Here is a 13,590-nt window from a genome sequence, read left to right as displayed (position 1 = left end):
GCATTTACGTTTTACATTAGGTAACATGATTTTTTAAAAAGGGTTTGATGTGAAGTTAAAAGCAAAAGGTTTTTTATTCGATCTCGATGGAACGTTGGCGGATTCACTTGCTGTTGTTGAGCGCTGTTGGTGTTTATTCGGCGATAGGATTGGTGAAGATAAGCAAGCGATTATCGATTATATCCATGGAAAACCTGCAATGACCACATTGCGTCATTTCCTACCTAATGCAAGCGAAGAAGAGCTACAAAGCCATTTTCGTTGGTTAGAGAAAATAGAAAGCGAAGATATGGACGGCGTTGTTGCACTGCCAGGTGCAATAGCGCTGTTATCTTTACTGAATAAATTAGGTGCTCCTTGGGCGATTGTAACATCAGGCACCGTGCCAATCGCTCACGGACGCCGAGCTGCGGCAGGTTTGCCTGAACCTAAACATTGGGTCACGTTTGAAAAAGTCTCTAAAGGTAAACCAGACCCGGAGCCTTTCCAATTAGGAGCGAAAAGCCTCGAATTGCCTCCTGAAGAGTGCATTGCTTTTGAAGATGCGCCCGCGGGGATTCATTCGGCATTAAGTGCGGGTTGCCATGTTATTGCGGTTCATGATCCAGAAGGCATGCCAAGAAGAGATGAAATCTCTGCAATTATTAGTACATTAGAACAAATTTCCGTGACAGGTCCTGACGATAACGGCTATTTTGAGCTTTTCGTGTCGAAAAACGTCTAATTGCGATCTAATCAAAGAAATCCTCTGAAAAACATGGTTAACTAACAAAAATCTTTAGCCTGTTTTTTTTCGTCGAAAGGGGATATTTTGAGCGGAGAATTGCTGTGGGTACTAACCCTACTATTGATCGCGGTTGTTCTATTTACTACCAATAAAATCCGCATGGATGTGGTTGCCTTGTTAGTGATTGTGGCGTTTGTATTAAGCGATACACTGACCTTACAACAGGCAACGGCGGGTTTTGCTGACCCTAACGTTTTGTTGATTGCGGCTCTGTTTGTTATCGGTGATGGCTTGGTTCGTACTGGTATTGCCTACCAAATGGGGGAGTGGCTCGTTCGAGTTGCAGGCAGCAGCGAAAGTAAAATGCTCGTCTTTTTAATGATAACGGTGGCGGGGCTCGGTGCATTTATGAGCTCCACTGGCGTGGTCGCTATCTTTATTCCGGTGGTGCTCAGTGTCGCAGCACGGATGAAAACCTCACCAAGTCGATTAATGATGCCGCTGGGCTTTGCCGGCTTAATCAGTGGCATGATGACATTAGTCGCAACGCCGCCCAACATGGTGGTCAACAGTGAATTAGTTCGCGAAGGATTACCCAGCTTTCAATTTTTCTCAATTACCCCGATAGGGCTCCTTATTTTAATCGCGGGTATTGGCTACATGTGGCTGACTCGTCGTTGGTTGGGTAGCAATGAACCGGATAAACAACCCGTTAAATATCAACGCAGTTTCCGTGACCTTATCCGCGATTATAAACTAGCAGGGCGTGCCCGCCGGTTAGCTATTCGTAAAGGGTCTTCACTGATTGGACACACGCTTGATGAGCTTCATTTGCGTTCCCGTTATGGTGCAAACGTAGTAGGGATTGAGCGCTGGCGTAAGTTTCGGCGTGTGATGGTGAGTGCAACGGGAGGGACTGAGCTACGTGAGCGCGATGTTTTGCTGATTGATATTTCAGTGACTGACGATGAACTGCGTCAATTTTGCAGTGAACAACTTCTTGAGCCGATGATCTTGCGCGGTGATTATTTTTCCGAGCAATCACGGGATGTTGGCATGGCCGAAGTTTCCATGAACCCGGACTCAGAATTATTGGGTAAAAGTTTACGAGAGATTAAATTTCGTACGCGATATGGTTTAAACGTCGTTGGGATCCGCCGTGATGGAAAAGCCCTTGATGGAAAACTGGTAGATGAATCTCTGCGATTAGGGGATATTTTGTTGGTCATCGGTGATTGGAAATTGATCCGTATTCTATCGACCAAACCGCGTAATTTTATCGTATTGAACTTAGCCGCAGAAGTAGAAGCCGTTGCCCCGGCAGCCTCACAAGCCCCCCATGCATTATTTTGCCTTGCACTCATGGTGGCGATGATGGTTACCAATGAAATCCCTAACTTTATTGCAGCGTTAATTGCCTGTTTATTAATGGGGAAATTTCGCTGTATCGATATGGAAAGTGCGTACAAATCGATTCACTGGCCGAGCATTATTTTGATTGTTGGTATGATGCCATTCGCTATCGCTTTACAGGAAACGGGGGGGATAGCCCTTGCGGTAGATGCACTGATGAAAGTCGCTGGTGGATTGGGGCCTCATGTGATGTTGCTGTGTCTGTTTATCTTGTGTGCCACCATTGGATTATTTATTTCTAACACGGCAACCGCGGTGCTCATGGCGCCTATTGCGATTGCCGCAGCGCATCAAATGGAAGTCTCTCCATTACCTTTCGCGATGGTGATTGGTATTGCGGCATCCGCTGCATTTATGACGCCAGTCTCTTCACCTGTGAATACATTGGTATTGGGACCTGGTGGTTATAAATTTTCGGATTTTCTGAAGATTGGCGTGCCTTTTACGATAATTGTAATGTTTATCAGTGTGGCAGTTATTCCTATCTTATTTCCTTTCTAAGCAAATATAAAAATCACGTCAAAAAAGAGCTCTATTATATATTAGAGCTCTTTTTATATTAAAAATAATAAAGTTATAATATTTAATATATTATAACAGTGAGTTTTTTATTGATACTCTCTTTAATTCAATGCATGTCAATTATAGGAGGGGGGAATGAATAAAAATGAATCTGGGGGAGATGAGAAATTTGTTTACGGTTATTGTGATTTCGAAAATTATTGGGGGGAGGATTTATCTTATGTTGTGTTAACTCACTTTGACTCTGGTTATGTTGATGTAACTAAAAAAATGTCAACTTCAAAAGAAATATATGACACTCCAAACGAAATTGAATTGAAAAAAATATTCACCATATTATTTGAGCAAAATAAAATAAATTCATATAATATTTGGTCAATAAAATTCGTAACGAAGAGTGGGGCGATTTATGAAACAAAAGAGCCTTTACGTTGCACTATCCCGATTGATGAATCTGATTTTGCCATATTGGGTGTTAATGGGGATGCGAAAACATTTTATATTGCATTCTCTACAATGATAGGTTGTAGTGTAAAATTAGAAAAAATTGATTAAGCTCTTTTATAAAGGAGCTTAGGTCTAAGTTTCTTTTTTTAGATTGGTAGATTAACAAAGATAATATATAGGTAGATATAACATACCAGTACTTATATATTAATTGCTAATTTCATCTAATGAAAGCGTAAAACTAGGTACAAACGTTTTCATAAAATACTCCATTTCAAGGCTATTGCGCTCAGCTAGCATTTTTTCAAGACGTCTTTTGGCTAACTTGAATTCACTATTGCCAGCAGATAGCTCTTCTAAACATTTCAAATAGGCGCATAGAGTATCAGCCTGTTTCACAATAAAATGTTCTTCCTCAGATTGAAGTTCTTCCACCAGCAAAGATTTAAAATCCTCTTGCAGTTCTTCAGGTAGCATATCAAGCAGTTTTTGTTGAGCAAATTTTTCTATTTTTTTGTATTCATGGGCTATTTGCTGATTATGATATTTAATCGGTGTTGGTAAATCACCCGTGATAACTTCACTGGCATCATGGTACATGGCAAATAGGGCAATTTTTTCGGCGTTGACATTGCCACCAAATTTGCGGTTTTTAATGATTGCGAGTGCATGTGCCACCATCGCGACTTGTAGACTGTGCTCTGAAACATTTTCAGTGCGTACATTACGCATTAACGGCCAGCGATGAATGAGTTTCATTCTAGCAAGGTGGGCGAAAAAGTAGCTCATAATTCCTCTTTATAACAATAATTTCATCATAAAATCATACTGTAATTTTACAGTAAATCATATTTAATGTTAGTGAGTGTTTTTTAAGCAAAGCCAAGGGGTGTTCATTAAAATTAGTATTTTTAATAGCTTATAAAAATGACAACTGCCCATTATTGCAATGGTGCAGGAGAAAATAATTTTTTGCTTACACCGTCAGGGGGCTATATGGCGCTTGGGTAACCAGCAGAACACTGGATGATATTAGAAAATGTCTGAGGTGAAACACTTAACGTCATGAGATCAATCTATCGAGGTTTAGAAAAGGCAATTGCTGAATTTACTTTGCCATAGGGGGACGATACGTTTTCAGAACATTGAGCATTGGATATCAAGTGATGTTTACACTAGCATTTAGTTTTTTCCATCGAAAATAATGAAAATGAATAAAGTTGAGTATTTATCTGTTATATAAAACAGTCGAATAAAGACAGTTTAAAGGACAGTAAAATAATATTCCAATTCCGACTAATCTTAATTGGATGATGATGAATTTATATTTATAGGATTGATCTGTAATTATAATTAACTATAATAAAAATAAATTTCCGCTGTAAATAAAATTGAGGATAACATGAAATATTTTCCTATTATATTACTTTTATTTTTCTTGGCTGCTGTTTATTTCATTTCGATTATTTAATTATCCAATAAAGAGCCTCATATTTAGATGTTCAGTGTTCAGCAATAAAAATAGCCCATATAGGGCTATTTTTATTGGTCATGCAGCATAACGGGTTATTGGTGATAGTTTTCTAAGAAACGACCAAATTTATTGATTGCCATCTCTAAGTCATCTGCATAAGGCAGAGTAACAATACGGAAATGGTCTGGCTGTGGCCAGTTAAATGCGGTTCCCTGAACTAATAGCACTTTTTCTTGCAGGAGCAGATCAAGGATCATTTTTTGGTCATCGTGGATATTAAAGCGTTTAATATCAATTTTCGGGAACATATACAGGGCGCCTTGTGGTTTAACACAAGAGACACCAGGAATTTGGTTGATCAATTCCCATGCACGATTACGCTGCTCATATAAACGACCGCCTGGTTGGATAAATTCGCTGATACTTTGGTAACCGCCTAATGCTGTTTGGATAGCATGTTGCATTGGCACGTTAGCACATAAGCGCATAGATGCCAGCATTTCTAACCCTTCAATATAACCTTTAGCATGCTTTTTCGGACCGTTTAACGCCATCCAACCTTGACGGAAACCTGCGACACGGTAGGTTTTTGATAACCCGTTAAATGTGACGGTGAGTAAGTCAGGTGCTAGTGCTGCGATAGAGTGATGCTGCGCATCGTCATACAGAATTTTATCGTAGATTTCGTCGGCAAAGATAATCAAACTATGTTGACGAGCAATCTCGACGATTTCCATTAATAGTTCTTTGCTGTACACCGCCCCTGTTGGGTTATTTGGGTTGATGATGACAATCCCGCGGGTACGTGGGCTGATTTTCTTGCGGATATCGTCAATATCCGGCATCCAGCCTTGTTGTTCATCACACATATAGTGAACAGCATTACCGCCCGATAACGAAACAGCTGCTGTCCAGAGTGGATAGTCAGGGGCTGGAACCAGCATTTCATCGCCATTGTTTAATAGCGCTTGCATTGCTTGAACGATTAATTCAGAAACACCGTTACCAATATAGACATCTTCAACGGTCATATCGTGAATATCACGAGCTTGGTAGTGTTGAACAATTGCCTTACGCGCAGAATATAAGCCTTTAGAATCACAGTAACCTTGCGAGCTTGGCAGATTGCGTAGGACATCAACGAGGATCTCATCGGGTGCTTCAAAGCCAAACGGTGCCGGGTTACCAATGTTCAGTTTTAGGACTTTATTGCCTTCTTCTTCTAAGCGTTTCGCTTCTTTTAAAACTGGCCCGCGAATGTCATAGCAAACATTATCAAGCTTATTGGATTTCATTATCGTATTCATGGTTCTCTCATTACCCTAACGGGCTAGCAATCATAGGGGACTTCCGGCGTTACTATCTACTGTACTCCTCCCTCGGAAGCTTTTGAAGATGTTAGATAATTTTGGTGCAAAAGGTTGGTTTAGACATAAATCAGATATATGCTATCTTAAAGTATTGAGTAAGTTAGCTTATGATTCTAATTGTCGTTATTAAGTCAGGATCTAATCCTGATAATCATCGTGGTTTTGGAGTGTGTCAGTGAATGAGTCGTAAAAAAATGGCGAAAAAGTCGCGTAATGACAAAGTGACAAAAATTGTATCACTCTGTAAGTTTGCATCTTAAATCATTAAATTAGAAATAAATTTAACCATTGGTCGGGGCTTTTTAGGGGGTTTTTGGCTTTTTTTGTTAGCAATATTGATTATTTTAATGAGAATATTCTTAGTGAAACCGTGCTTATAATGTTTAGTGTGTTGATAATTAATAAAATTGTTAATTTACATCATATGTTACATAAAGAGCTTACATTAAAATAATTGCAACTACATTAAATATGTTACTATTTAGCCTTCTTCAATTATTTCGTGCTTATTGAGTTTTACATTAATCAACCTCGCGTTAATTGATAGAAATTTAAAACGCTATTTGGATAATTAAGCTGTTTAAGTTAATTATCAAATAGATATAGCAATATAGAGTATTGAATACAATAAATGCAGATCTACGGATTAGAAATGCAAAAGTTGGATTATTTTTAAGACTCGCTGATTCTCACGGAGGAGAGCAGAAACACCAGGTATCATAAAATTATATAAAGAGAATGTACGATGATAAATTCCAATCGTCCCATAATGAACTTAGATCTCGATTTACTACGCACATTTGTCGCAGTGGCTGATCTTAACACTTTTGCCGCTGCCGCTGCCGCAGTATGTCGTACCCAGTCTGCTGTTAGTCAGCAGATGCAACGTTTAGAGCAATTAGTTGGTCGTGAATTATTTGCACGTCACGGGCGTAATAAGCTGTTAACTGCCCATGGTTTGCAACTACTCGGCTATGCGAGACAGATTTTACGCGCTAATGATGATGCCACCGCATCTTTGACTTATAACGATGCAGATGGTGAATTGCGTATCGGGGCATCCGACGATACAGTCGATATCTTATTACCTTTCTTACTAAACCGTATTGCCTCCGTATTTCCACGCATCGCGGTAGAAGTGAGAATTAAACGTGCTCAGTTTATTGAGTCAATGCTAGATAATCATGAAATTGATTTAGCATTAACGACAAGTCGTATTCCCCAGCACCCAAAAACAGCATTAAGAACTGTTCCTATTTTATGGCACAGCGCACCTGATTTTCAGTTACGCCCAAATGAGCCAATTCCATTGGTGGTAATGGATGAAACTAACCCATACCGTAAGTTATGTACTCATGCTTTAGATGAAGCAGGCTTACCATGGCATGTGGCTTATGAAGCGGCATCATTACCTGCTGTTCGTGCAGCAGTGAATGCCGAAGTTGGAGTCACTGCACGTCCAATGGAAATGCAAAATGCGGATCTGCGTGTTTTAGGCGAGTCAGATGGTTTACCTCGCTTGCCGGATATTCAGTACTGGCTATATAAAAATGCAGATGAGCAAAAAGATTTTGTGCTCACTGTCTTTAATGCGATTGAAAACAAAAAAATCTCTTATTCCGTTGCTGAACAAGTTGAGAGTAGCGCTCAATAAGATAGAGATCTGTCCTTATCGATAAAATAGGATTTTTATCAAAGATAAGTGTCAAGTTAATCAAAATAGGCTTATCCGGCTGAGCCAGTTAATTCTGGCTCAGCCGTTTTTTCAATCGATACCCTTCCTTAAAATCTCCCTCATTATTTTACGTTACACATTTATATTGTTATCAAATTGTTTTTAACTGAAATTTACAGGCCGTACTCATTAAGTGGTTAATAGGGGGGAAAAGGGATTTTGACAGTACGATATTTCACTTAAAGTTAAGGTGACAAAATAGTGAACAATGTTTCTGCTCAATAGGTGACAAAATACACGAATTAACCACTTATTAAGTATGGATTTACGCGTAAGAGCATGAAATAATTGTGATGAATATGGCATAACATGAAATTCATTAGTTAGTTAACGATTTGTTACGCTGTTAACAATATTTATTTGCTGAATTGATAAAATAGCTGAGAGTAGTCATAGGCTTAGTGGGGATGATGAATAAAAATTCGTTATTACCTCTTAAATTAAATTCGGATGTTATGTAAACAAATTGAGTATTTTTTCAATAAATCTGTGCGTTGGATCAAATAAAAAGCACATTTTTTCGTCTGTTAAGACAGGTTTTTCCTGAGATAATAGTGTAGTAAAAGCGAATAATCAGTTAGACTACTTGGCGTGTTTATTTGTGTATAGTAACACTGACACGTTTTAGCAGTTTATGAGTTGATTTTGTTTAGCAGATGTTTTTAGCGTGTGAATTATTTGTAATAAATACGGTTATTTTGTCTCATTTGAGCAAAATAAAATGTAGTGAGAGAAGGGCAAACCAAACGGCAGTCGTCAGGCTGATTTTAGTTTGGGGATCTTTTAGTTTTGAGGTCAATTTTGGTCTTTCTTCTCGATTAACTGGGCAATTGTGGTGCAACACTGCCGTGTTACAAAAAAGAGCAGTTACGTATCATAAGTAATGAGTAAGCAACGAGTATGTCTACATCAATCCTAGAGTTAGCCCATAACTGGGGCTTTGCTATATTCTTTCTCGGCGCTATTGGTCTTTGCGCTTTCATGTTGACCGCAGGTCACTTCTTAGGTAGCCGCGCCAAAGCCAGAACAAAACACGTTCCCTACGAGTCAGGTATTGACTCTGTCGGTAGTGCTCGTCTTCGTATGTCAGCCAAGTTCTACTTGGTCGCGATGTTTTTCGTGATCTTCGATGTGGAGGCTATGTTCTTATTTGCATGGTCTGTCGCCATCCGCGAAGCGGGATGGGTCGGTTTCATCGAAGCCGCTATTTTTATCTTGGTATTGTTGGCGGGATTATTTTATCTGATCCGCGTTGGTGCACTCGATTGGACTCCAATCCGTTCACGTCGCGCAGTTAAAGGTCCTAGTGAAGTTATTAAAATCAGCAATCGTCATCCGCAGTAAAAAGCGAGGCATTATACAATGGATTATACGCTCACCCGCATAGATCCGAACGGTGAGAACGACCGTTACCCACTGCAAACTCAAGAAATCGTTACCGATCCCCTTGAGCAGCAAGTTGAAAACAGTGTGTATATGGGGAAATTATCCCATGCACTTCATGATGTGGTGAACTGGGGACGTAAAAACTCCCTGTGGCCATACAACTTCGGTCTTTCATGTTGCTATGTAGAAATGGTGACGTCGTTCACGGCTGTTCATGACGTAGCCCGCTTTGGTGCGGAAGTACTGCGTGCTTCTCCTCGTCAAGCCGACTTTATGGTAGTTGCGGGAACTTGTTTTACCAAAATGGCTCCCGTCATTCAGCGCCTTTATGACCAAATGCTTGAACCAAAATGGGTTATCTCCATGGGGTCATGTGCGAACTCAGGTGGGATGTATGACATCTACTCTGTTGTTCAAGGCGTCGACAAATTTATTCCCGTGGATGTGTACATTCCAGGCTGCCCACCACGCCCTGAAGCCTACATGCAGGCTCTCCTTCTGTTACAAGAATCCATCGGCAAAGAACGTCGCCCACTTTCATGGGTTGTCGGTGATCAGGGTGTTTATCGTGCGAATATGCAGTCAGAAAGAGAAAGAAAACACGGTGAACGTATTGCAGTAACCAACCTGCGTACTCCTGACGAAATTTAAGGCTTTTAGCCATACAGCGTAACAGAGCAATGTTGTTGCGAAATAATAAACCTGATCAAGCGTTATGGTGAAGAATGATGACAGATCAGATAGCGCAAGCGAGTCATAATCAGCCAGAATGGCAGACACAAGATCATATTAATGATCCTGTGCTTCTGGAACTGCGCAACCAATTTGGCCCGGATGCCTTTTCAGTTCAAGCAACCCGCACTGGCATGCCAGTGGTTTGGGTACGCCGTGAACAATTACTGGAAATTGTAGATTTCTTACAGAAGCTACCTAAACCTTATGTGATGTTGTTCGACTTACACGGAGTCGATGAACGCCAGCGTATTCATCGCCAAGGTCTGCCAGAAGCAGACTTTAGTGTGTTCTACCATATCATTTCCATTGACCGAAACCGCGACATCATGTTGAAAGTGGCTCTTAACGAGAAAGACTTAAACGTGCCATCGGTGGTTTCTTTATTCCCAAATGCCAACTGGTATGAGCGTGAAGTGTGGGACATGTTCGGGATCACCTTCCAAGGTCACCCGAATTTACGTCGCCTGCTGATGTCTCCAAGCTGGGAAGGTCACCCGCTGCGCAAAGATTATCCTGCGCGCGCCACTGAATTTGACCCATTTGTTCTGACTAAGCAAAAGCAAGATCTGGAAATGGAAGCATTGACTTTCAAACCAGAAGAGTGGGGCTTAGATCGCGGAAATGAAAACGAAGATTTCATGTTCCTGAACTTGGGTCCAAACCATCCATCTTCTCACGGTGCATTCCGTATCGTGCTGCAATTGGATGGTGAAGAGATTGTTAACTGCGTTCCCGATATCGGCTACCACCACCGTGGTGCAGAAAAAATGGGTGAGCGTCAGTCATGGCATAGCTACATTCCTTATACCGACCGTATCGAATATCTCGGCGGTTGTGTGAATGAAATGCCGTATATTCTTGCCGTTGAAAAACTGGCAGGTATCGAAGTACCGGATCGCGTAAAAACTATCCGTGTCATGATGTCTGAACTGTTCCGTATCAACAGCCACCTGCTGTATATCAGTACCTATATCCAAGACGTTGGTGCAATGACGCCAGTGTTCTTTGCGTTCACTGATAGACAAAAAGTGTACAACGTGATTGAAGCGATCACCGGTTTCCGTATGCATCCAGCTTGGTTCCGCATCGGTGGGGTTGCTCACGATTTACCGCGTGGCTGGGATAAATTACTGCGTGAATTATTAGATTGGTTACCAAAACGTCTAGAATCCTATGTGACTTCCGCGCTGAAAAACTCCATTTTGAAAGGTCGTTCTATTGGTGTGGCATCTTACACCAAGGAAGAGGCATTAGCGTGGGGCGTGACGGGTGCTGGCTTACGTGCAACGGGTGTGGACTTTGACGTACGTAAAGCACGTCCTTATTCAGGTTATGAAAACTTTGAATTTGACATTCCAATCGCCCATAACGGTGACTGCTATGACCGCGTAATGATCAAAGTGGAAGAGATGCGTCAAAGTATCCGTATTCTTGAGCAATGTCTGAAGAATATGCCTGAAGGTCCATTTAAAGCTGACCATCCACTGACAACGCCGCCGCCGAAAGAGCGCACATTGCAGCATATCGAAACCCTGATCAACCACTTCTTACAAGTGTCTTGGGGTCCGGTTATGCCAGCTAACGAATCATTCCAGATGGTTGAAGCAACCAAAGGGATCAACAGCTACTACTTAACCAGTGACGGCAGCACCATGAGCTACCGTACACGTATTCGTACCCCGAGTTATGCGCACTTGCAGCAAATTCCGGCGACAATCAGAGGTAGCTTGGTTTCTGACTTAATTGTCTATCTGGGTAGTATCGATTTTGTAATGTCGGATGTGGATCGCTAACCATGCATAATGAACAAGATAAACAAGGTCAATGTGGCACCGGCCAATGTGGCTGTAACAGCCAGTCTGACGTAGTGAATACCTTCGAACCGCAAGCTAATCACGGTTTTGTTTTAACCGAACATGAGCGAGCGGAAATTGAAGGGGAAAAACACCACTACGAAGATGCACGCGCGGCGTCAATTGAAGCGCTGAAAATTGTGCAAAAAAATCGTGGCTGGGTCGAAGATGGCGCAATTCACGCTATCGCAGAAGTTTTAGGCATTCCTGCGAGTGACGTAGAAGGCGTGGCAACATTCTATAGCCAAATTTTCCGTCAACCAGTGGGTCGCCACATTATTCGTTATTGCGACAGTGTTGTTTGCCATATTACGGGCTACCAAGGCTTAGAAGCTGAAATTATTAAACAGCTGAGTATTCGCCCAGGTCAAACCACCGCTGATGGTCGCTTTACGCTGCTGCCAACCTGTTGCTTAGGTAACTGTGACAAGGGTCCAACGATGATGATCGATGACGATACCCACAGTCATGTGCAGCCTGAAAATATTCAAAAGCTACTGGAGCAGTATCCATGACAAACTTCTCCGCAAACCCTGTGATCCGTACTGCGGAAACGCATCCATTAACTTGGCGCCTACGCGATGACGCGCAGCCAGTCTGGTTAGATGAGTATCGCAGTAAAAACGGATACAAAGGTGTCGAACGTGCCCTCAAAGGCATGGCTCCTGATGAAGTGGTTAACCTTGTCAAAGACGCCGGACTGAAAGGTCGTGGTGGTGCAGGGTTCTCGACGGGTCTGAAATGGAGCTTAATGCCGAAAGACGAAAACATGAAACTGCGTTACTTCTTATGTAATGCGGATGAAATGGAGCCGGGCACTTATAAAGACCGTTTATTGATGGAACAACTGCCACACTTATTAGTGGAAGGGATGATTATCGGTGCTTATGCATTAAAAGCCTACCGTGGTTATATCTTCTTACGTGGTGAATATGTTGAAGCGGCTAAACATTTACGTCGCGCCATCGAAGAAGCCAAAGCAGCGGGCCTCTTAGGTAAAAACATTCTCGGTTCGGGTTTTGATTTTGAGCTATTTGTGCATACCGGGGCTGGTCGTTATATCTGCGGTGAAGAAACCGCACTGATTAACTCCCTCGAAGGCCGTCGTGCAAACCCACGCTCTAAGCCACCATTCCCTGCAAGTTCAGGTGCATGGGGTAAACCGACCTGCGTTAATAACGTTGAAACCATCTGTAACGTGCCTGCAATTTTAGAACACGGTGACCAGTGGTATATCGATTTAAGCGCCGGCAAGAGTAAAGACGCGGGCACTAAGCTGATGGGCTTCTCTGGACGCGTGAAAAATCCGGGTCTGTGGGAACTGCCATTTGGTACAACGGCGCGTGAAGTCTTAGAAGACTACGCGGGCGGTATGCGTGATGGATTAAAACTCAAAGCATGGCAACCGGGTGGCGCAGGAACTGACTTCCTGACCAACGATCACCTCGATTTACCGATGGATTTCGAAAATATCGCGAAAGCAGGTAGCCGTTTAGGTACAGCGCTGGCGATGGCGGTAGATAACGAAATCAACATGGTTTCTTTAGTGCGTAACTTAGAAACCTTTTTCGCGCGTGAATCCTGTGGTTGGTGTACACCGTGCCGTGATGGTCTGCCGTGGAGCGTAAAAATTCTACAGGCACTGGAAAAAGGCGAAGGTCAAGAAGGGGATATCGAAACTCTTGAACAACTTTGCCGTTTCTTAGGACCAGGCAAAACCTTCTGTGCACACGCACCGGGTGCGGTTGAGCCATTACAAAGCGCCATCAAATATTTCCGTGGAGAGTTCGAAGCGGGTATCTCGAAAAAAGATCTGCGTAACATCGTGCAGATTGCCGGGATCCAGCCAAACCTGCTCAAGCAGCGTTGGTAAGCATTTAGCGATTGAGCAACCGCTAAACGAATTTTTGACGAAGAACGTATTTATG

At 42.1% G+C, this 13,590-nt stretch carries 11 protein-coding genes; 9 read left to right on the top strand and 2 right to left on the bottom strand.

Going from position 1 to position 13,590, the window contains the following annotated elements:
* The first annotated feature begins 49 nt into the window (after positions 1–49).
* From LDO51_RS18345 to LDO51_RS18335, 3 genes are all read left to right on the top strand, one after another.
* Positions 50–724 (top strand): sugar phosphatase, encoded by a 675-nt coding sequence (locus LDO51_RS18345; protein WP_225575703.1) that lies wholly within the window; start codon positions 50–52, stop codon positions 722–724.
* 87 nt (positions 725–811) lie between these two features.
* Complete coding sequence (locus tag LDO51_RS18340) at positions 812–2,641, top strand: SLC13 family permease (RefSeq protein WP_225575702.1); 1,830 nt, start codon at positions 812–814, stop codon at positions 2,639–2,641.
* Between the two features lie 156 nt (positions 2,642–2,797).
* Positions 2,798–3,217: a hypothetical protein gene (locus tag LDO51_RS18335; RefSeq protein ID WP_225575701.1), complete on the top strand. Its 420-nt coding sequence runs from the start codon at positions 2,798–2,800 to the stop codon at positions 3,215–3,217.
* Positions 3,218–3,316: 99 nt separating this feature from the next.
* Here LDO51_RS18335 and yfbR read toward each other — a convergent pair whose 3' ends face one another.
* Positions 3,317–3,898, bottom strand: a complete 582-nt coding sequence (gene yfbR, locus LDO51_RS18330) for a 5'-deoxynucleotidase (RefSeq protein WP_225575700.1) — start codon at positions 3,896–3,898, stop codon at positions 3,317–3,319.
* A gap of 777 nt (positions 3,899–4,675) precedes the next feature.
* Positions 4,676–5,890, bottom strand: coding sequence for a pyridoxal phosphate-dependent aminotransferase (locus LDO51_RS18325; RefSeq protein WP_225575699.1), 1,215 nt, complete (start codon positions 5,888–5,890; stop codon positions 4,676–4,678).
* Between the two features lie 808 nt (positions 5,891–6,698).
* Here LDO51_RS18325 and LDO51_RS18320 point away from each other — a divergent pair.
* From LDO51_RS18320 to nuoF, 6 genes are all read left to right on the top strand, one after another.
* Entirely contained in the window at positions 6,699–7,607 is a 909-nt protein-coding gene (locus LDO51_RS18320) for a LysR family transcriptional regulator (RefSeq protein WP_225575698.1), read from the top strand.
* 981 nt (positions 7,608–8,588) lie between these two features.
* Positions 8,589–9,032 carry an NADH-quinone oxidoreductase subunit A gene (locus LDO51_RS18315; protein ID WP_224057952.1) on the top strand — a complete coding sequence of 148 codons (444 nt, stop codon included), beginning with the start codon at positions 8,589–8,591 and terminating at the stop codon, positions 9,030–9,032.
* 18 nt (positions 9,033–9,050) lie between these two features.
* Positions 9,051–9,725, top strand: a complete 675-nt coding sequence (locus LDO51_RS18310; RefSeq protein ID WP_004912254.1) for a NuoB/complex I 20 kDa subunit family protein — start codon at positions 9,051–9,053, stop codon at positions 9,723–9,725.
* 74 nt (positions 9,726–9,799) lie between these two features.
* Positions 9,800–11,602, top strand: coding sequence for an NADH-quinone oxidoreductase subunit C/D (gene nuoC, locus LDO51_RS18305; protein WP_181477305.1), 1,803 nt, complete (start codon positions 9,800–9,802; stop codon positions 11,600–11,602).
* 2 nt (positions 11,603–11,604) lie between these two features.
* A complete protein-coding gene (nuoE, locus tag LDO51_RS18300) occupies positions 11,605–12,177 on the top strand; it encodes an NADH-quinone oxidoreductase subunit NuoE (RefSeq protein WP_225575697.1) in 573 nt (190 codons plus the stop codon).
* A complete protein-coding gene (gene nuoF / locus LDO51_RS18295) occupies positions 12,174–13,535 on the top strand; it encodes an NADH-quinone oxidoreductase subunit NuoF (RefSeq protein ID WP_036952742.1) in 1,362 nt (453 codons plus the stop codon). Before nuoE ends, nuoF begins: the two co-directional genes overlap by 4 nt.
* The last annotated feature ends 55 nt before the right edge of the window (positions 13,536–13,590 follow it).

It is taken from the genome of Providencia alcalifaciens (genome assembly GCF_020271745.1).
Taxonomy (GTDB): Bacteria; Pseudomonadota; Gammaproteobacteria; order Enterobacterales; family Enterobacteriaceae; genus Providencia; species Providencia alcalifaciens_B.
This window is presented reverse-complemented; position numbering and strand designations above follow the sequence as displayed.